Source organism: Bacillus sp. Bwzl_19 (assembly GCF_054900515.1).
Genome location: NZ_JBUBKZ010000002.1, coordinates 1 through 24,029, shown reverse-complemented (window position 1 = coordinate 24,029; position 24,029 = coordinate 1). Strand labels below are relative to the sequence as shown.

1 protein-coding gene and 1 pseudogene are annotated in these 24,029 nt (G+C 46.5%); both read right to left on the bottom strand.

From position 1 onward, the window contains the following. Positions 1–2 precede the first annotated feature (2 nt). Complete coding sequence (locus ACW5MY_RS19625) at positions 3–7,853, bottom strand: amino acid adenylation domain-containing protein (protein ID WP_462061931.1); 7,851 nt, start codon at positions 7,851–7,853, stop codon at positions 3–5. A gap of 90 nt (positions 7,854–7,943) precedes the next feature. Beyond that, positions 7,944–24,029: pseudogene (locus ACW5MY_RS19620) on the bottom strand (non-ribosomal peptide synthase/polyketide synthase); the annotation flags it as partial.

Here is a 24,029-nt window from a genome sequence, read left to right as displayed (position 1 = left end):
ATTTACATTTTGTCAAACTTTGTGTCTCCCGCAAACGATCCCAATAACAGTTGTTCTTCAAGAACAAGCCCGTGCTGGTGCCGTTCTTCAATCCTTTTGATAATAGATCGAATGGCATCCGTATTTTCTTCGATATTGTGAGGTTCAAAGATCGTCACATGGTCTCCTTTTAATTTGTATTCAAGGTAATGCTGTGCAGCGGATTGCGCCCAGCCTCTATCGGTCAAATCGCCGCATAATAAATGATGGATATTGGCATTAACGTTGCCGGAATTGATCAGTTCATTGTGATACGTGAGATAGCTTCTGATTTTATCCTTAATCGAAGGTATGGTTAATATTTCTCTGTAATAGTCCGGAATGATATCTATATTCAAACGGACGATCTCTTCAATTTCCGTTTCCGATAAATGCGTTACCGAATCGGTGATTTTAGAATCCAGCATCAGCACATCAGATACGGTGCGTCCCCGATTCTCCAAAGCTTTGGCAACCTCAAACGCCAAATTTGATCCTGCAGAGTATCCAAGCAAAACAAAAGGTCCTTGTTCCTGAATGTTTATCATGCTTTCTGCATACCGGGCAACGATCTCCTTCTCATGAGCCGGCTCTTCTAAGAAATCAGCGGCATAGACGGTGCATTCGCCATCAAGCCTTTTCGCCATTTCATTATAAACCAGCCCGTACCCGATTAAAGGCGGGAAACAGAACACAGGGATTGAACCTTCCTGATTCAGCTTGACGAATACGTTATCCGTCTTGGATTCAAAAACTGCCGCTTGAATGGCGCGTGCCATTGTTTCGATGGTAGGAAAATCGTATACGGCTTGATAATGCATGTTGATTCCCATACTGGCGTTAATTTGATGAATGAGCTGCAATACTTTGAGTGAATGGCCGCCGGCGTCAAAGAAGTCATCTTTAATCCCCGGTTCAGGAAGCGCTAAAATATCTTTCCATATATCGGCCAGCTGCTTTTCAATCAGCGTTCCCGGTGCTGCGTATTCAGTTCCGGTCACTCTATTTTCTTCAGGAGCCGGCAAAGCTTTTCGGTCAATTTTGCCGTTAGCCGTTATCGGCATCTTCTCTACTTGTACAAAATAGGCCGGAATCATATACGCGGGCAGTTTGTTCAGCAAATGCCGCTTCAGCTGCGCCGTATTGAATGCTTCGTCCCCTGTCAAGTAGGCGCACAGCTGCTTGGAGCGCTCTTCTTCAATCGCGATGACGATCGCTTCTTTGACAGATTCCAGTTGCAATAAAGCTGTTTCAATCTCGCCGAGTTCAATTCTGTAGCCCCGGATTTTCACCTGATGGTCAATTCTCCCCAAATACTCAATATTGCCGTCGGGCAGCCATCTTGCTAAGTCTCCTGTCCGGTACATCCGCTTTCCTGCTTCAAGCGGGTGATCTGCAAACTTCTCTGCTGTCAGCTCCGGACGGTTCAAATATCCCCGCGCGAGCCCGTCTCCGGCGATACACAGCTCTCCTGCCACACCAAGCGGCTGAAGATGTTCTGATTCGGGCTGTACGATATACAATTGAATGTTGGAAATCGGTCTGCCTATCGGAACTGAGGCATGCTTGTCTCCCTCTTCGCATTCAAAATACGATACATCGATCGTCGCTTCGGTCGGTCCGTATAAATTGATGATTTGAGCCTTGCCTGCCGGTGTGATCAAACGGTGAAACCCGGAAACGTGCGCAGGCGTCAAAGCCTCGCCGCTTGCAAATACATATCTTAATGTTTCAAGCTTTCTTTTTAATTCCCCGGAGGATTTCTGCTCCATGGATTCAAGAAAAGCGTGCAGCATCGCAGGTACAAAATGCATAACGGTGATATCTTTCTGCGCAATCGTATCTAAAATGACGTCAGGGTTCTTTTCTCCTCCGTTTGGCAGCAATACCGCTTTTGAACCCGTCATCGACCACCAGAACAATTCCCATACCGATACATCAAAAGTGATTGGGGTTTTTTGCAGAATGGCATCCCGTTCATCCAGCGGGTAGTGTTCCTGCATCCAAACGAGACGATTGATGACAGATCGATGCTCAACCATAACCCCTTTCGGTCGGCCTGTTGATCCCGATGTATAGATGACATAAGCTAAGTGATTCGGACCTGCCGTCTGTTCCAGGTTTGAAGCATCTTCCCCGGAGAATCGCGGATCTTCCAGATCAAGCACTTTTCCTCTAAAAGGTAAGCCTTCCCTCAAATGACTCTGTACTAACAGCAGCTTCGTGCCTGAATCCTCCAAGATATACTGAATCCGGCCGTCCGGATAACTCGGGTCGATCGGTACATACGCACCGCCGGCTTTTAGGATTCCAAAGATTCCGATGATCATTTCCAGTGAACGTTCGACCATCATTCCGACCGGCTGATCTGGCTGCACGCCTTCTGATTGCAATGTCCGGGCAAGTTGATTCGCCCTTTCATTCAGTTCCCGGTAAGTCAGCCGGCTTTTTCCGTATACGACAGCCGTTTGCTCAGGCGTTCGCTCAGCTTGTTCCTCAAACAATTGATGAAGCGTCTTTTCCTTTGGATAATCTGCGGCCGTATCATTAAATGCCTCTATGAGGAGCGAGTGTTCGTCCGCCGTAAGTATATTCAGGTCTTGGACGCGGGCCGCCTGATTGTTGACCATTTGCTTAATGATTTGCATCAAATGCTCTTCCATCCGCTTGACGCTTGCATGATCATAGACATTGCCATTGTAGACAAAATGAATGTCAATTTCCCCCGCCGGCATGACAATGAAATTGAAATCATAATGGGTATGCTCTTCCATATGGAAATTGATAATGTCCAGCGCGTCATGGTCCTGTTTCATATGCTCCATTTGCTTCTCGACCGGGTAGTTTTCAAACACCATGATGTGACTGATCAGCTGCTGTTTTTGTTCGGTTTGAGCCTGAATTTCGTACAACGGAAAAGTATCATATGCCTGAGAGGCCAATGCCTGCTCCTGGCTCAATTTCAACACTTCTTCCACGGTCATTTCAGACTGTGAAGTAATACGTACGGGAATGGTGTTGATAAATAAGCCGACCATGGATTCGATACCCGGAATTTCCGCCGGGCGGCCGGATACGACCGTTCCGAAAACCACATCCTGACTGTTGTTGTATCTTTGCAGCAACAATCCCCACGCACTTTGCATGAAGGTATTCACAGTGACGCCGTGCTTACTTGCGGTCCGTTTGATTTCTTCTGAGAGCTGCTTTCCGAGCGGGAATGCGAGCATTTGTTTTTGATATCCTTCAGCTTGGTTTGGAACTGATTCTTTCGGCAAAACGGTTTGCCCTTCATAACCGTTCAAATATGTTTGCCAATAGGCTGAAGCATTCTTATGATTCTGGTCTTCCAGCCATTCGATATAACGGCTGTACCGGGTGACGGTCTTCCGCTCGGGACTTCTTCTGTCAAGAATCGCATAATAGGTTTCAAATACTTCTTTCGTAATAAGCGGCAGACACCAGCCATCCATTAAAATATGATGGAAGCTCCATATCAATCGGGCTTGATCATCCTCTGTAAGAAGGATTGATACGCGCATTAACGCATCTTGGGTAAGATCGAATCCTCTTGCCTTATCTTTTTGTACAAAGTCGGTAATGAACTCGCCGCGTTCTTCATTCTCCATGCTTCGAATATCTTCTACGGTTATTTCGATAGGTTTTTTTCGGAATACGATCTGCAAAGGCTGATCTTTCCATTCGGTGTAAAAATGAGTCCGGAGTATCTCATGTCTTTCTGCCAGCTGTGACAAACTCATCGTAAATGCCTCGATATCCAAGTCGCCTTTGAGATCAAAAGCGGCTTGTTCAAAGTAAGCTCTGGAAGCCGAATCGATTAAGCTGTGGAACAGCATGCCCTTTTGCATGGGTGTTAAGGGATATATATTTTCAATCTCTCCGATATGCTGTGTTTGCTGAACAAATTGATCTAATTGCGCGATTGTGATGCCTTTCAGCGAAATATCGCTCGGCGTCAGCTGAATTTGTTCTTGAACTGCACAATGTTCGATGACTTCTTTCAGGCTGCTCTTTAAGAGATCGGCACATATTTCCATTGTTTCTCTTCGATATTGTTTACCGCAGTAACTGATGGCCAATGACAGCCGGCTGTCTGAAATCATGCCGTTGATGTCAAGCGTATAGGTAATGGGATGCCTGTCACTCGCAATTTTCCCGCCGGAGTAAGGAGATACCTCGATCCCTCCATTTTCGAGATCTTGATCAAATTGACCGAGGTAATTAAAGCTGATTTCCGGATGTCCGGTCCATTCAGATGCCTTCGGATGATCGGACAAATATTTAATCAGGCCGTATCCTATTCCCTTTTGGGGAATTTGACGCAGCTGTTCTTTCACCGTCCTAATCCGCTGTGAGACGTCTTGATCTGCCTGAATTTGAAGAGAAACCGGGTATTGGCTTGTAAACCAGCCCACCGTACGTGAAATATCAAGGTCTTGAAAAATAGATTCCCTGCCGTGTCCTTCCAGATGAACATGAATCTCTTCATGTCCAGTCCAGCGATGAACAGCTGTACCGAGTCCGGTCAGCAATAAATCGTTAATGTCAGTCGTATAGGCCCGGTTCGAACTTTTTAATAAACATTCGGTTTCTTCCTCTGTCCATTGGACGACGATGGTTTCCCGGTCTTCGGCCAGACCGGCCTCCTGCTCATTGTCCTTTGGCAATTTGTATTGCGGGATATGGCTCTGCCCGAACCAGTATTGATTTTCCGCTTCACATTCTGCACTTTCTGCATAACGTTTCAATCGTTCAGCCCATAGCAGGTAGGAATCCGTCTTCTTAGGAAGCCTGATCGCTTCGCCGTTTTGGAGCTGCCCATAGGCTGACGTTATATCTTCAAGTAAAATTCTCCACGATACGCCGTCGACGACCAGATGATGAATCGCAATCAGCAAATGATCTCCATCCTGACATTGAAACAATCCCAATTTCATGAGCGGTCCTTCGGCTAAATGGATGGATTGCTGAATATCATCGGATATCGTTTCAATCGTTTGGGCAGGGTTGTTTTCTTCGAGTAAAGAGATAACTTCGAGGCTGAATAAATCTCCTTCACCGATCCCCCGGTTTCGGGCTTGGTATCCATGATCTGCCGGAACAAAGACCATGCGCAAAGCATCATGATGTTCTGCAATCTTCTTCATGACTTCCCGAAGCTTCGATTCAACCAAACCCTCTTTAAAATAAAGCATGACGGCTTGATTATAATGGTGCGGATCAGGGTATTGCCGGGCGAAAAACCAATGCTGAACCGGTGTCAGTAAAGCCTGGCCTTTCATTTCCCCTTGTTCTGCGATCCGGGTGACCGGCTCTGCAAAAGGAGCAAGTCTGGAGATTGTCGGGTGTTTGAACAAGTGTTTGATATCAAGCTTATATCCGGCTTGATACAGGCTTGAGGTCACTTGAATCGACTTAATCGAATCTCCCCCCAGCTCAAAGAAATGATCGTCGATACCGACCTGTTCTGTGCCTAATACCGATTCCCACACCCCGGCTAGTATTTTTTCCAGTTCCGTCCGCGGAGCTGTATAGGTATTGCCAGTGAGATTTCCCGTTGGAGCAGGCAGCGCCTGACGATCTATTTTTCCGTTGGAAGTAAGCGGCATCGCTGTCAGCTGTACGAAATAAGCAGGGATCATATAGGCCGGAAGCTGCCGGGACAGATGTTCACGGATCTCACCCGCGGTTAAAGAATGCTGGGCGGTATAATAGGCGCACAAAGTCGTTTCCCCATTGGTTTCTTGTGCGATAACGAGAGCTTCTTGAATCGGCGGTATCTGATAAAATGCCGCTTCGACTTCCCCGATTTCAATGCGGTACCCGCGGATTTTTACCTGATGGTCGATCCTTCCGAGGTACTCGATATTACCGTCCGGCAGCCATCTTGCTAAGTCTCCCGTCCGGTACATTTTCGCCTCCGGTACAAAGGGGTTCCGCATAAACCTTTCAGATGTTAATTCCGGCCGGTTCAAATATCCTCTGGCGATGCCGTCCCCGCTGATATACATTTCCCCCGGGACGCCGATCGGCACCGGTTTCATGCTCTTATCCAGCACATAAATGTTCATGTTGTCCGCGGCGGTTCCGATCGGCACTGATTCCCGTCTGTCGTTTTGCGGGTCAAAGGAATAAATCATACAGCCGACGACCGTCTCTGTAGGACCGTATTCGTTAAAGATTTCGATTCTGCCGCCGAATTTCCCGGTGATGTTTCGGGCGAGACGCGTGCTTAAATTATCGCCGCCAACAATGAATTTCCGAATGGTGCACTCAGGAGAGATGTTCATTTCATTCAATAATTGCAAATGAGCCGGGGTCAGCTTGATTATATCCACCCTTGAATCCTGAATAATGGAATCAAGCAAGACCGCCTTGTTTTCTCCTCCGTAGACAATGATGGTATTTCCGGTAATAAGCGGAGTAAAAACAGACGTTACCGTCAGATCAAAAGCGATGGACGAATATAGCGGAAAATTGGTTTTTTCTCCTTTGACATATACCCCGCGGGCCCACCAAATATAATTGGTTAAACCCTGATGCTCAATTGCTGCACCTTTCGGCTTGCCTGTGGAACCTGACGTGTAAATGACATAGGCCAAATCCTTTGTACTGCTGATCGGTTCAAGGTCAGATCCGTCTTCGTGGTAAGAGCTTTCCTCATCGATGAAAACCATTGTGCCTGCAAGTTCCAATTGTTTTGAGAGATGGCTCTGCGTTAAGACGATATCAGCTTGGGAGTCATCTACTATATACTGTATGCGATGCTTCGGATAATCCGGATCAATCGGCACGTAGGCTCCGCCCGCTTTTAAAACGGCCAGTATTCCCACAACCAGTTCAATCTCGTGTTCGCTGATGATGGCGGTAAGCCGGTCCGCCATTACGCCCTTGGCCCTTAACGTTCGGGCTAATTGATTGGCACGTTCATTGAGCTGGCGATACGTGAATTGCCTATCTCCGCAAATAATGGCTGCTTGATCCGGTGTCCGTTTCACCTGTTCTTCGAATAACTGATAAATCGTCTTATCTCGCGGATATTCAGTTTTCGTATGATGATAGTCAACGAGAAATGTATTTGTCTCCGTTTCTGACAAAATATCCACTTCGCCGAGGGTGAGATCGGGCTGAAATAATATGACGGAAAACAGGCGGTTTAAATGCCCGAGCACCTGCATCATATACTGACGGTCATAGACTTGTTCATTAAAAAATAACTTTACATCAATCGAGTCTTCTCCCATAGCAAACTGAAACAAAGCATCTGAAGCAGCCGTTTCTATGAAACGATCAGGATGAATTTGCTCTAACGAAACAACTGTATGGACGTTCGGCAAATGATTTTCATTGTAGTTCAGCTGCAGCTGTCCGGCCATTTTATCAAAGGGAACGTCCTGATATAAGATCTCTTCATCCAGCGTATGTTTCAGTTCATGGAATATCGATTTAAACGTACTGTCGGCATTGATATGCTGTTTAATTAACATGAGCTGATCTGCACGAAGATCTTCATCAGTTTCGTCTTCAAAAGTTGGAACTCCTGTAATCACGTCCTCTTCCCCTGTGTATTTATACAATAGGGATTCAATACCGATCAGAAGAACCAGATAGACGGCCATTGGCGTTTGATGCGTCATGGTCAGGATGCGCCGTGATACATCCGCACTCAATGTACTGTGAATACAATCAGATGCACCCGTTACATCACGCTTTACTGTTGAGTCGGACACTTGAAACGAAGGGAATGCACTGGGGCGGTCTTCCGCATGAAACATTCGGCCCCAGAACAACTCCTGTTGTTTGAATTCTGACATTCATATCCCTCCAGTTGGTTTCATTCCTGTTTTGAAGAAGGCTGGCGGCAGCCGCGGCATTCGTGCCGGGACAGCCGCTGCCGGCCATGATTAAAAATCCAATTCGATTGTGCTTGCGAGATGTTTACTTTTCTTTACTTTTTCACTTAATTGAATCTCTTTTAAAGGAATGGATGGGTTTCGTAAAATCGCCGAAAGGATCATGATGTAATCCTTGGCCAATACAGCAATGGTATTCTTTTTAAATAGCTTCGTGCAGTAATCAAAGCTGCCTTGTATCTCATCTTGTTCCATTACGAAGGTCAGCTGTAAATCAAACTTGGCAGCCGTGCTCGTTTGTTCATAAGGTCGGACAGCGAGAGAGTCCACCTCAATATCCGTTTGTTCCGTATTTTGGAGTACGAACATCGTATCGAATAACGGATTGCGGCTTAAATCACGTTTCACTCCCAATTTCTCAACTAATTCTTCAAAAGGATACTCTTGATGTTCATAAGCCTTCAGCATTGTTTCTTTCGTTTCCGTTATATAATCCAAAAACGTCTTCTCCGCTATTGGAGCGGTACGGATGGCTAATGTATTGACAAACATTCCGATGATATGCTGTAAATCTTCATGCATTCTTCCCGCAATAGGTGTGCCGACGACGATATCATCCTCACCGCTGTATTTAGCCAGCAGTATGGAGTAAGCCGAAAACAAAATCATATAAGCGGTTGTACCTGTCAATTCTTCCAGCTGTTTTATACCTTCGATGACAGTCTTATCGAGCGTAAAATTGTGCCGCTTCCCTTCGAAGCTTCTCACCGGCGGTCTTGCAAAATCCTTCGGCAGCTCGAATGTCGGCAGCTCTTCTTCAAATACACCGAGCCAATACTCTTCCTGCCTCTTGATTCGTTCTCTTTGTTCTTTTTGATGTTTCCATTCAGTAAAGTCTTTGTATTGAATACGGAGCGGAGCTAATTCTTTGCCGTCATACAATTGAATCAGTTCTTCGACAAAAATATTCATGGATGCTCCGTCCGTAATGATGTGGTGCATGTCAAACATAAAAATTTGCCGGTCTTGTTCTAGTTCGATGAGTCCGGCCCGAAGTAACGGAGCCCGGCTGAGATCGAACGGCCGCACGAAGGCGCGGAAAAGTTCCTCAACCTCGTCCGATGCTGCCTTGTCCCTTTCTATAGAGAAATTTATCTCCGGCTTGATCACCTGCATCAGTTCCCCGCGGATCATTTCAAATCCGGTACGCAGTGATTCATGACGCTGAATCAGTCTTTGAAAAGCGGTTTGCAAGCGATTCATGTCGATTTTTCCTTCTAATGTAAGGATTCCCGGCATGTTGTAGCTAAGTTCGCCGCCTTCAATTTGTGTTGACAGGTAAACCATCTTCTGCACGGAGGATACAGGATAGACATCTTTTTCCTCGGCTGCCGGAATGTAATCCGGCCTGTCGGCTTCAGCTTCTGCGATAGCCTTTGCCATTTCTTCAATGGTCGGACATTGAAATACCTCTCTTAATGAAATGTTTTTGCTGAATTGCTTATGAATTTTGGCGATGAGCGTCATCCCCCGTAACGAGTGGCCGCCCAGATCGAAAAAGTTATCTTTTACGCCAATTTCTTTTACTTTCAAAACGTCTTGCCAGATGCAAACCAGCTGCTCTTCCATACTCGTCCGCGGAGCAACGTAGTCGATTCCGGTTTGCAAACCGGCTTCAGGCATCGGTAATGCTCTTCGATTGACTTTTCCATTGGAGGTTAACGGCAGTTTCTCCAGTTGGATGAAGTATGAAGGGATCATGTAGCTCGGTATTTGATCAGCAAGTTTTTCTTTCAGCTGACTGATCGGCAGTGATTGCTCCATTGTAAAGTAGGCATACAAATCGCTTTGCCCATCTGCATTTTCTCTTGCCAGAACAACTGCTTCCTGTACAGGCTCGAGACTTAGCAGAGCGGCCTCCACCTCGCCGAGTTCGATCCGGTAACCGCGGATTTTGACTTGATGGTCCATCCTCCCCGCATATTCAATATTTCCGTCGGGAAGGTAACGGGCCAGATCGCCTGTTTTATACATCCGTTGCTTCTTGTCATATGGGTGCGGAACAAATGCTTCGAGCGTCAAAGGCTCTCTGTTATGATAACCGCGGGCTAAGCTGACTCCTGAGATACAAAGTTCACCGACGATTCCGACAGGCTGAAGGGTTCCCGATTCATTCAAAATGAAAATCTCCGTATTTGAAATCGGTTTGCCGATCGGCTGAAGTTCCTGATCTGTATCCGGGTCAACGGTATACATGGTCACGACATGCGTCTCCGACGGACCGTAATGATTATGCAATGTAACATGGTGGCGTACCAGCATGTCTCGCAGCATCCTTGTTACGATGAGCTGTTCTCCCGCAGCGATGATGTGATCCACGCACTCGGCAAACGGTTCGAAATAGTGTTTCTCCGAGGCAAGGAGCTTCAGGAACGCAGTCGGAAGAAATGCGGTTTGGATTCTGTGCATTTTGACAAAATCGTTGAGCTGGCGTATGTCCCGTTTTGCCTCATTGCTGATGATATAGAGTGTTCCTCCGCTTGAAAGCGCGGAGAAGATTTCTTGATAGCAAACATCAAAGCTCATTGCAGCAAATTGCAGCACCCTGTCAAAGCGCAGCTGCGTATGGTCCTCTTCATAAGCGAGCAGATTCGTCATGGTCTTGTGCTCCAGCTGAACTCCTTTTGGTTTCCCTGTTGTGCCTGACGTGTAAATGATGTACATTACATCATTCTCCGAATAGGAAAGATTAAGATTGTCCGCTTCGCCTTGATATAATAACGGATCGTCAAGCAAAAGCACTTCCCCTTCAAAGAGCGGCGGAATGGTGTGGCCCGCACCAGTCAAAAGCACTCCGGCGCCGCTGTCTTTCAGCATAAACGCCCGCCGTTCATCAGGAAGTTCCGGATCGATAGGAAGAAATGCTGCGCCGGCCTTTAATATGGCTAAAATGCCGATCATCATATTTGCTGAGCGATCCGTGAGAACGGCCACCACCTGATCAGTGCGTGCACCTTTATCTTGAAGGACGCGCGCCAGCTGATTGGAACGTTCATTCAGCTGGCGATAAGTCAGTGCCTGATTTCCAAACAGGACGGCTTCATGGTCTGGGTTAAGCTCAGCCTGCTGCTCAAAAAGCTGATGAACCGTTGTCGGAATTCGTTTATCTGCGGTATCGTTAAAGAGTTTCTGAATTTCACTATTCTCTTTTCGAGTCATCATATTTAACCTAGCCAGTTCGGCTTCAGGCTGTTTGATAATCGAATCAATCAGCTGTACAAAATGCCCCATCATACGTTCGATCGTTTCCGGTTTAAACAGAGACGTCAAGTATTCCATCGTAAAATGAATACCCGACTCTTCTTCCACAGCCGTTAAGGTTAAATCAAATTTCGCCATCGTATGTTCGTTTGGATATGGTTTAAAAGATACGTCTTTTATCTCTAACTGTTCCTGCTCCGTGTTTTGAAGCACAAACATGGTGTCGAACAACGGATTACGGCTTAAATCTCTGGCGATATTCAGTTGATCGATCAGTGCTTCAAACGGGTAATCTTGATGCTCATAGGCTTTTAGTGCATTCTCCTTCACTTCGGACAGATACTGAGTGAACGTCTTCCCTTTTTCTGGGTAATTTCTCATTGCCAGTGTATTGACAAACATTCCGATAATGGGTTCCAAATCCGCATGCGGTCTTCCCGCTATAGGACTGCCGACAATAATGTCTTCCTGGCCGCTGTATTTTGAAAGCAATAATGTATAAGACGCAAGGAGCACCATATATAAAGTAGATTCGGTTTGGGATGCCAGCTGCTTCAACCCGGCGCTTTTTTGCTTATCCAGCGTAAAATGCATCGTGGCTCCCGCAAAACCCCTTGCCGACGGCCGTATATAATCGGTCGGCAGATGAAGGACAGGAACGTCGCCGCTGTACAGCTCTGACCAATAGGCTTCTTGATTTTGCATCTCCTTTAATCTCGCTTCTCCGGTCTGCCATACTGCGTAGTCCTTGTACTGGATGCGCAGAGGCGGTAATGTCTCTCCTTCATAAATCCGGATAAATTCTTTGATCAATACGTTCATGGATGTTCCGTCAGAAATAATGTGATGCATATCAAACATCAGAATTCCGCGATCTGGTTGAAGTTCGATCAGCCCCACGCGAAGCAGCGGCGGCTCCTCGAGGTGAAACGGACGGATAAATTGGCGGATATAAAGATCCGCATCATTTTCTTCCGCCTGATACCACTCTGCTTCGAACGCTGCGTGATCCAAGACATACTGGACAGGTTCTCCGCCGGCCATTTTAAAACCGGTACGCAAAGATTCATGACGCTGAATCAGTGTGAGGAAGGCTTGTTGCAGCTTTTCACGATCAATCGTTCCTTCGACAGCCATCAGGCCCAGCATGTTTTAACTGAGTTCTCCTCCTTCCAGAGAATTGAGAATGTACAACCGTTTTTGTGCTGAGGATACCGGATAATAAGGTCTTTTTTCAATTGCAGGAATAGCGGCATATCCGGTTGACTCCGTTTCTGTGATCATCCGCGCGAGCTGTTCAATGGTTGGAAAAAGGAACACGTCCCGCAAAGGAATTTGGACATGCATTTGCTTTTGTATTTTTGCTAGCAGCGCCGTTGCACGCAGGGAGTGTCCGCCGATATCAAAAAAGTTATCTCGAATCCCCACCTGCTCTAACCCGAGAACATCCTGCCAAATTGCCGTCAGCTGAATTTCTGCAGAAGTCCGCGGCGGCACATATTCTATGCCCCTGTCCCGCTTGTTGACCGGAGCCGGTAATAACTGACGGTTCAGCTTCCCGTTTGGCGTAAGCGGCATTTGATCCAGCTGCACAAAATAAGCCGGTATCATATATCCCGGTAAATGCCGGGCCATATTTTCGCGAAGTTCATTGATCTGTATTGGCTTGTCCGCAGAATAGTATCCGCACAGGTAATATTCTTCATCTGCATCTTCAAGGGCGATTACGGCGGCTTCTTGAATATCAGGAATGGTCAGCATCACCGATTCGATTTCACCGAGTTCAATCCGAAAACCGTGAATTTTCACCTGATGGTCAATCCGGCCGATAAATTCAATATTTCCATCCGGCAGAAGGCGGGCCAGATCACCGGTTCTGTACATTCGGTCTGTCGGGACAAACGGATCGGCAGCAAATTTTTCATTCGTTAGTTCCGGCAGGTTCAAGTAACCCCGCCCGACACCGTCCCCTGCAATATACAGCTCGCCTTGGACGCCCGCCGGTTGCAGCCGTTTTTTTGAATCAAGAATGTACATGCGGTTGCTGCCTAACGGCTTGCCTATAGGGACATGAATTTGACTGCGTATCCAAGCATCTGCAGAACATTCAATGTGGAACAGGGACGCGTCTACGCAAGTTTCTGTAGGCCCATATACATTGGTAATCCTTGGCGCAGCGCCATGGTCGCCGAATAATCGCATGAATTTATTTACCGTCATCTTGGAAAGAGCCTCTCCGCCGATTAAAAGGTGTTGAAGCGGGACTCCCTGCAAATCACCTGCAGCTATTAAGAGCTTTAAATGGGCAGGTGTTCCGTCGGTAATATCAATGCAATGCTCCCGATAGTAACGACATAATGCAGTACCGTCTGACACGACCTCTTTCGGAACAATAAACAAGGTATGTCCTAACAGCAAAGAAGCATATATTTGCTGAACAGAAGCATCGAAGTAATAGGGAGCGAGCATGGCTACATTCAGCTCCCCCTTATGAGCAGAGTAAACTTGGCGGCTCAGCCCTTCAATCAGGTGAATGACTTGGCGATGTTCAATTAACGTGCCTTTAGGCTTTCCAGTCGTGCCGGAAGTATAAATGGCATAGGCCAGTTGAGTCGACTGATGAGAGAGCGCAAGGTCGTTTCCTTCTTCGTGGCAGGCATGCTCCTCCAAGAGATCGATACATGTCCGCGGGCAGCCGATGTTATCCTGCAGTTTTCCGCGATAAAGCAATACGCTGATGCCTGAATCACTTAAAATATAACGGATGCGTTCAGGCGGAGAATCGGGATCTATCGGCAGATATGCGCCGCCCGCTTTTAACACTCCTAAGATGCCTACAATCATCTCCAGCGAGCGTTCAGTCATAATGCCGACAAGCTGATCCGCCCGCACACCTTTCGCCTGCAAGGTTCGCGCAAGCTGATTGGCACGCCTGTTTAATTCTTCGTAGGTTAGTTGCTTACCCTCGTATACAACGGCCGCTTGGTTCGGCGTACGGTGCGCCTGTTCCTCGAACATCTCATGAATCGTTTGTTCAAGGGAGTATTGCATGCCGCCAGATTGAAAATCGCTGAGCAGTTGTTCTTTTTCTTGCTGAGAGAGAAGCTCCAAATCTTCTATTTTGACAGACGGCTGCTGCAATACTTGCTGCATGAGCTGTTCAAAATGTCCGCGAAGCCGCTCCACATCAGATTTTTCATATTCGTTTTCGTTAAAACCGAAATGAACGGCCAGCTGTTCGCCAGGAATGACAACCACATTCAAATCATAGTGGGAGTGTTCCTGCATATGAAAGTTCGTGATGTTCAGCTCTGTATCATGATGGCCAGCCTCTTCGACCTGCTCCCCTATCGGATAGTTTTCAAAGATCATGATATGGTCAATCAGGTTTTGCTTTTGATCCGTTTGTGTCTGAATTTCATATAAAGGATAGGTATCGTATGCTTGGGAAGCCAATGCCTTTTGTTGAACCATTTGCATCGTGTCGGTAAAAGAGCTGTCCTCATCACAGCGGATGCGGACCGGAATGGTATTGATGAACAGGCCGATCATCTGTTCCACCCCAGGAATTTCCGCCGGTCTTCCGGACACGACGCTGCCAAAGACAACGTCTGGGGAACCGCTGTATTTCTGTAATAAAATTCCCCACACCGTTTGGATCAGTGAATGTAATGTAACTTGATGCTGATTTGAGATCTGCTGCAGCCGTTTTGTCTGTTCTCGGTCTAATTCGCAGATCACATTGGCATAGGCATAGTCTTTTTGTTCATGCTGTGTTCTTTTATGAAGAAGCCTGGTTTCACCTTTATAACCGTCAAGATACTCGCTCCAGTACCGTTTGGCCTCTCTGTGATCTTGTAGGTCAAGCCATTCGATATAGTCGCTGTAAGGAGCTGCAGATGAAAGGTCTGTTTCCCTGCCTTCTTGCAAGGCTCTATAATGCTCAAACACTTCCTTCGTGATAAGAGACAGGCACCAGCCGTCCATAACAATATGATGAAAGCTCCAAATCAAATGATATTTGCGGTCTTCCATACGGAAAATCGCTATGCGCATCAGCGGACCCCGAGCCAAGTCAAATCCTTTTTCCTTGTCTTCTCTTTGATAGGCTGCGATTTCATCCTCGCGGTGGTACTCCTCTTTGTCGCGCAAATCTGCAAAATGAATCTGCGGTTTTTGCGTTTTATAGACAATTTGTAAAGGAGTATCGTTCCAGCCGCTGTAAAAACGGGTTCTGAGCACGGCGTATTTTTCAAATAATCGTTCCAGGCTTGCTTTAAACCAATCAATCTTTAACTCTCCCTGTAAATCGAACGATGCTTGTTCGAAATAAGAATGCGAGTCCTCATCCAGCAAGCTGTGGAAGAGCATTCCTTTCTGCATCGGAGTGAGCGGATAAACGTTTTCAATCTCACCTGCATGCGGCAGTTGAATGAGGAGCTGATCCAATTCGTCAATGGACATGCCTTTTAACAAAATATCGCTTGGCGTCAGTTCCGATTGTTCTTTCTGCACGCAATGCGTAATAATTGTCCGCAGGCAGCTTTGAATCGTTTCCGCTAACCGCTTGATCGTTTCTCTTGCGTACTGTTTGCTGCTGTAGCTGATCGTAAGCGTCAGCCGGCCGTCGGTTATCATTCCGTTTATATTCAATACATATGGTCTGGCTTGATTCCCGCTTGAGTCTGAACCGCAGGAGTAAGAAGATAATTGAACCCTATGCTGCTGCAAATCTTGGTCAAACTGCCCCAGGTAGTTAAAACTAATCTCCGGATTCAGTTTTGATGGCATCCCGCCGCTTAAGTACCTTGCTATCCCATATCCGATCCCTTTATCCGGAATTTGGCGCAGCCCTTCTTTGGTCATCTTGATATAATCAGAGATTTCTTTGCCTGGCTGCGCGTGAAGCACAACCGGATACAGGCTTGTAAACCATCCAACCGTGCGGGAGATATCCATATCTTGAAAAATCTGTTCTCTTCCGTGTCCCTCTAAATGAATCGGAATGTGTTCAAGTCCTGACCAGTGTGATATGGAAAGACCAAGGGAAGTTAAAAGCAAATCGTTTATTTCAGTGTTATAGGCGCGATTCGCTTGTTTTAATAACAGCTCCGTTTCCTCTTTAGTCCATTCCACAGCTGCCGTTTCACTGTCTTTTGCAGTAGTCTGTGTTTCATGAAAATCTGTAGGCAGCGGTTTTACTTCGGTTTGTTCGATCTTTGTCCAATACTCCTGTTCTTGTTTTATCGTTTCACTTTGCGCATATTCTGAAAGTCTCTTGGCCCATAATTGGAAAGAGTCTGTTTTTTGCGGCAGTTGAACCACTTGCCCGTTCTCAGCTTGCCTGTAGCCGCTGACGATATCCTCCAATAAAATGCGCCATGAAACCCCGTCTACAATCAAATGATGAATGGCAATCAGTAAATGATCTCCATCTGCACATTGAAACAGCCCGGCTTTCATTAACGGCCCGTCACTTAAACGCATACTGCCTTGTATCTCGTCAGCCTTGGCCTCAATTATCTGCCCCGGGTCGGACTCTGCTTTCAGATTCAGGACTTCAAGGTGGTACAGCCTGCTTTGGCCGATCTCTGCATTTTGTGCCTCGTATCCTTTTTCTGTCTGCCGGAACGTCATGCGAAGCGCGTCGTGATGTTCAGCGAGCTTTTGCAGGGTTTGACGAAGCGGCGTTTCCTGAAAACCTTCCGGCGCAAACAGCATGACGGCTTGATTATAATAATGCGGATCTACCGTTATGTGATCAAAGAACCAATGCTGAATAGGAGTCAGGCTGACTTTTCCTTTGACTTCACCCTGATCGGCTATACGTACATTCTGCTTGATATGCGGACTCAATTCGGCAATCGTTGCATATTGAAACAAGTCTTTGATTTCCATTTTGTATCCGCTCTGTTTTAATCTGGATGACACTTGAATTGATTTAATCGAATCTCCGCCGAGATCAAAGAAATTATCCAGAATACCGACGTTCTCTGCGCCTAATACCGATTCCCAGACGGAAACTAATATTTCTTCCGCTTTCGTTCGGGGAGCCTTATACTCTGCTCTGTCCTGCAGCCCGAAATCCGGAGCCGGCAGCCCTTTTCTGTTTATTTTTCCGTTGGAGGTTAAAGGCATTTCATCCATCTCGATAAAATAAGCCGGAATCATATAACTTGCCAGGGTTTGAGACAATTGTTTTCGAAGCTTGGATACCGTTATTTGTCCGCAGCTCACGTAATATGCACACAATTGTTTGAACCCGTGGACATCTTCTCTGGCTGTCACGACCGCTTCTTTGATTGCTTCTTCTTGGTGCAGTGCCGCCTCGATTTCTCCTAATTCGATACGATAGCCTCTGATTTTTACTTGTTCATCTATTCTCCCCGTATATTCGATGTTTCCGTCGGCCAGCCACTTCGCCAAATCTCCGGTCTTATACATCTTGGCTCCGGGTTCAAACGGGTCATCGACAAATTTCTCTGCCGTTAATTCCGGCCGGTTTAAATATCCTCTTGCCACGCCGGCGCCGCTGATATAGATTTCCCCAGGGACACCGACCGGCACGGGTTTCCTATTCTCATCAAGGACATAAATGCTCATGTTTGCTGCAGCGGTTCCGATCGGTACCGATTCCCGCCTGTCCTTTACGGCATCGTAACGGTAAATCATGCAGCCGACAACGGTTTCAGTCGGCCCGTACTCATTGCATATTTCAATCCGGCCTTCGAACTGTTCATGAATACTTTGGGCTAACCGGGTGCTTAGATTCTCCCCGCCCACAATCATTCTTCGGACAGCCGTTTTATCGGCGAGGTTCATTTCTTTTAAAACCTGCAAATGGGCCGGGGTCAATTTAATGATATCCACCCTCGGGTCCTGCACAATTGATGCAATCAGTGCTGTTTTATCCTCACCGTCGTAGACGATGATCGTATTGCCCGTGACTAGCGGTGTGAAGATAGAAGTCACCGTCAGATCAAAAGAGATTGACGAATACAACGGGAAGTTGGTTTTCTCGCCTTTTACATAAACCTCTTTCGCCCACCAAATATAATTGGCCAAGCCCCGGTGCTCGATTAATACGCCTTTCGGCCGGCCTGTGGAACCTGACGTATAAATGACATACGCCAAATGGCTCGCATCACTTAGCGGTTCAAGGTCAGCGTCATCTTGGTGATACGAACTTTCATCATCCAGTAAAACCGTGACGCCTTCGCAGGAGAGCTGCTCCCTGACATCCCGCTGCATCAAAATGATTTCGGCTTGAGAGTCATCCAGCATATACCGAATTCGGTCTTGCGGATATTCCGGATCGATAGGGACGTAGGCTCCGCCTGATTTTAAAACGGCAAGGATTCCGACCACCGATTCAATACTGTTTCGGCTGATGACAGCCACAGGATGATCCGCCTGCACGCCCTTCGCTCTTAACGTTCTCGCCAATTGGTTTGCCCGCTTATTGAGCTCTCCGTACGTGAGCTGCCTGTCCTTATCGATCACGGCCGCTTGATCGGGCGTGCGCTGTGATTGCTCTTCAAATAATTGATAAACCGGTATTTGCGGAAATGGCGCAGACGTGTCGTTAAGCGTATGAAGAAGGGTTCTTTTTTCACCTTCCGTTAACAATTCCACTTGCTCCACCAGGATATCCGCATCTGTCACGACTTGATGCAAAATTTGCATGAAATGCTCCCGAATCCGTTCTATACTTGATCGATCATACACATTGGCGTTGTATTCAAAATAGATGTTCATCGCGTCACCCGGTATAACGGTCAAATTAAAATCATAGTTCGTCTGTTCTTCCATTTGCACGTTGGAAATGGTGATGGATGATCCGTTTTGCCGGCCTATGCTTTCCATATACTGATCAACGGGATAATTTTCGAATATCATTAAATGTGTAATTAAATCTTGCTTTTGCGTTGTCCGCGCCTGAATATCGTACAACGGGTGCGTCTCAAATTTTTGCGACGCTACTGCCCTTTCCTGCGCCTCTTTCATAAGCTCGGCAAACGTTGTTCCGGCTTCACATCGGATTCGGACGGGAATGGTGTTAATGAATAAGCCGATCATGGTTTCCACGTTTGGAATTCCAGCCGGTCTTCCGGAAACGACACTTCCAAAAACAACGTCTTTACTCCGGTTATATTTCTGCAGCAGAACCGCCCAAGCCGTCTGCAGCAGCGTATTCAGCGTGACGTGGCGCTTGCCGGCCGTCTGCTTCATTTTCAAAGTGAGATCAGAGCTTATTTCACACGTCACTTTCTCGAGAATGTATCGTTCATCCGCCGAATGGTGATCCTTGGGAAGGCCGGTTTGCTCTTCATATCCCTCTAAATACTGATCCCAATAACGCATGGCCTCTTCTGCATCTTGCCGGCCGAGCCATTCAATGAATCGACTGTAGGGAGTAATTGACGATTGCTCAGGCTGCTTTTGCTGAAGCAAAGCAAAGTAATGTTCGAATATTTCTTTTGTGATCAGCGGCAGGCACCAGCCGTCCATCAAAATATGGTGAAAACTCCATATAAAACGGTATGCCGTATCATCCGTACGAAGAATGAGTAACCGCATTAACTCGCCTTTCTCTAAGTCGAACCCCTGTAACTTATCTTCTCTGGCGTATTTCTGAATCATCTCTTCTTTTTGTGATTTTTTCATCTCACGTAAGTCAATGAATTGAAAACCGATCTTTTTCGTTTTTAAGATGATTTGCAGCGGCTGATCTTTCCAGCCTCTGTAAAAGTTCGTGCGAAAAATATCGTATTTTTGCGATAAGCCGTCCAAGCTTTTCGAAAATGAATCAATATCCAGATCTCCATGCAGATCAAACATCGTTTGCTGAAAATAAGCGCCTGAACTCGGGTCAAACAAGCTGTGAAACAGCATACCCTTCTGCATCGGTGTTAGCGGATAAATATTTTCCGCTTCGCCCAATTCACGTGTCTGCTCCAAAAGTTGTTCCAGTTCATCTATTGTGATGTTCTTTAACAGGATGTCACTCGGCGTCAGGGAAGTCTGCTGCCGGCTTACGCAATGCGCAATGACTTCTTGCAGACTTTCTTTCAAACTTCGGGCAAATTGCGCCATAGTCGATTTTTCGTATTGTTTGCTGCTGTAGCTCAGTGTCAGCGATAATTTCCCTTCAGCTATCATGCCGCTTACATCAAGCACGGCCAGTCTCTCTTGGTTTTCATTCATCGATAACCCAGTGGAAAAAGGCGATATGCGCAAAGCTTGATGCTTCAGATTTTGGTCAAATTGCCCTAAGTAATTAAACGATATTTCCGGATTCAGCTGAAGGGTTTCCGCTTCCGGACGCCCGGATACATATTTAATGATGCTGTAATTCATTCCTTTATCAGGGATACGGCGCAGCCCTTCCTTCACGGCCTTAATTCGCTGTGACAGGTCTTTGCCGGCTTCCATCCTCAGTACGACAGGGTACTGGCTTGTAAACCATCCTATCGTCCGGGAAATATCCGCATCCGGAATAATCGGTTCTCTCCCGTGGCCTTCCAAATTTACGACAATGTCTTCCATGCCAGTCCACCTGTGAACGGCGAGTCCTAATGAAGTCAGCAGCAGATCATTGATTTCCGTGTTGTATGCGCGGTTCGCTTGTTTTAATAATTGCTCTGTTTCCTCTTTTGTCCATTGAATCGTCAATTCTTCGCTGTCTCTTAATAACGAACCTTCGCTTATTTTGTCCTTAGGCAATGGCTGCGGCTTCGTGCTTGAAAGCTCGGACCAATAGGCAATCTCCTGCTCCAAGTCGGTTTCCTTCGCATATTTGGACAATTGATCAGCCCAGAATGGAAAGGAGTCTGTTTTTTGCGGAAGGCGGATCGTTTGCCCTTGCTCTGCCTGCTCATAACCGCTTGCAAAATCCTCAAGTAAAATTCGCCATGATACCCCGTCAATCACCAAGTGGTGAATCGCAATCAGCAAATGATCTCCGTCCGGACATTGGAACAAACCAAGCTTCATTAAAGGCCCCTGCTCTAATACCATGCTGCTTTGAATCTCATTCGCTTTTTCGGCAATTGCTTGAGCCGGATCTGTTACCTCTTTATAATTCAACACTTCCAGATGGTATAATTCATGTTCATCCGTTCCTGTGATTCGCGCGGTGTATCCATTCGGCGTTTCTTCAAAAATCATCCTTAAGGCATCGTGATGCGATGCGATGCTTTCCATCGTCCGGCGAAGCGGATCCTCTTTAAAGCCTTCCGCCGAATATAACATGACGGCCTGATTGTAATGGTGTGCATGCGGCATTTTTTGCTCAAAAAACCAATGCTGAATCGGAGTCAGATTTGTCCTGCCGCTCACTTCCCCTTGATCGGCCATTCTGCTGACCGGCACTACAAACGGACTTAGTTCAGCAATCGCGGGATATTTAAACAAATTGTTCATATCAACCTTGTATCCGGCTTGATACAATCTGGAAGACACCTGAATTGATTTAATCGAATCTCCGCCAAAATCAAAGAAATTATCCAGAATTCCTATACGTTCTGCCCCCAATACTTCCTGCCAGATAGACACCAGCAGTTCTTCTGTTGTGTTTCGCGGGGCTATGTATTCATTTTCCGTCCGCGTTTTTTCTTCGGCAGCAGGCAAAGCTTTCAAATCAATCTTTCCATTGGAAGTGAGCGGTATGTGTTCCAAATGGATAAAGTAAGAGGGAATCATATAATCCGGCAGTTTACGGGATAATTCGTCTCTGAACTGCGCGGCGGTCAAAGAAGGCTCGCCGACATAATAGGCATACAATTGCCTGGCTCCGTCTTCGTCTTCCCGCGCAACGACTGCAGCTTCACGAACGTTCTCCAGATTGAACATGGCTGCCTCTGCCTCGCCGATCTCAATCCGGTAGCCGCGAATTTTCACTTGGTGATCAATTCGTCCTAAATATTCGATCCTTCCATCTGGCAGCCATCTTGCGAGATCACCCGTTTTGTACATCTTTTGAGCGGGGAGATGCAAATGCTGAACAAACTTTTCCTCCGTCAATTCAGGCCGATTGAGGTAGCCGCGGGCCACTCCCGCTCCTCCGACATACAGCTCTCCCGGTACGCCGATCGGCTGGATTTGCTGGTGCGCTCCTAAAATATAGGCTTGATGGTTAGCCACCGGTTTGCCGATTGTGATCTGTTCATCAGCGGACTGAACAGGGTGAAACGTAGAAACCACGCTATTTTCTGTCGGTCCGTATTCATTATTGATTCGAATATGAGGCTGCAGAGAATACAGCTTCTCAACTGTATCTGTTTCCAGCTGCTCTCCGCCTACAACAACATGCTGGACATCAATGAAGTCCTCTGCGTTCATCTGTTCGATCATCGTTTTCAGAAGACGGGGAGAAGTTGAGAAATGTGTAATTCTCTCCTGTTTCATGACATTTTGAATGGCGAAAAGGTCTTTATTCTCTTCATTCGGCAAAAGATGCAAGGTTGCCCCCGAAATAAGCGGGCCGAAGAAATTTAAAATAAATGCATCAAAAACATAGGGGTACAAGACAAGCACACGGTCCTTGGCAGAATGCTTAAAAAACGCCTTCTTCCACTGCAGCGAGTTCGCAATGCCGCCGTGTTCAACCATAACCCCTTTCGGCTTTCCTGTTGTGCCTGAAGTATAGATGACATAGGCTAAATGGCTGTGTTCGGCTATAGGTGATAACAATGAGCAATCGGCATGGTAAGATGTTTCATCATTCAGATCAATCGTCGGACCGTCAAAGGTGAGGCTGTTTTTAAAATGATGCTGTACAAGGAGAACATCTGCATTCGCATCATGAAGCAAATATTGAAGCCGCTCATTTGGATATTCAGGGTCCAGGGGCACATAAGCGCCCCCCGCTTTCCAAACGGCTATAATAGACACGATCATCTCCAATGAACGATCAGCCAGAATAGCGACCAACGAATCGGCTTGAACCCCGCAGTTGCGCAATGTTCTTGCCAAACGGTTGGCTCTTTCATTCAATTCTCTGTACGTCAAATGGCAGTTTTTAAACTTCACGGCTGGATGCTCGGGCGTTCTTTCTGCCTGCTCTTCAAATAATTGATAAACGGTTCTGCTCCCGGAGTAATCTGCGCCGGTGTCATTGAAATCAAACAATAGTTTCTGTTTTTCCGTCTCGGGTATCATTTCTGCCGTATGGATTGCAGTTTGAGGCTGAAACAAGATCACGGACAGCAGCTGATCCAAATGGGCTGCAATTTGATCCATATAGCGCTCATCGTACAGATTGCCGTTATAAAAAAGCTTCAAGTGAACCCCGTTGTTCTCCATATCAAAGTGAAACAGCGTATCGGTTGCAGCGTCTTCCTTAAATTTTAAGGAATGAATTTCGTTAAGCGAAACGACGGTATGAATGAACGGAATATGCTCATCATTGTATTGCACGTTTAGATTCTGAACCATTTTCCGGAACGGCAGGTTTTGATTTTTCAGCGAATCATTAACGGCTTCTTTCAGTTGCTGGAATACGCTTTTGAACGTGCTTTCGCTTGTAAGCGTATTTTTTAAGAGGACGATGGTATTAACGGCTGACTGGCTGCTTTTTTGCTTCGATACCGTTGGAATGCCGAGAATCAAACTCGCTCGATCCGTATATTTATACAGCAAGCATTCAATACCAGCCAATAAAATCAAATAGGCTGCCATTTCGGAATGATTCGCCATTGTCATGATTCTCTGAGATACTTCCGGAGATAAGGAACGGCAGATGCATTTTTCCTGATAGCCGATACGGGCCAATGACGCATTATCCTCTGCTTTGAAGTAAGGGAATACGCTTAGGCCGTCATCTTCATCAAACAGGTTATCCCAGTACGTTTCTTGATTTCTAAATACCGACAT

Bases quoted from the DNA above. Each gene is read 5' to 3' on its own strand.
- ACW5MY_RS19625 (WP_462061931.1), bottom strand. From the start codon at position 7,853: ATGTCAGAATTCAAACAACAGGAGTTGTTCTGGGGCCGAATGTTTCAT.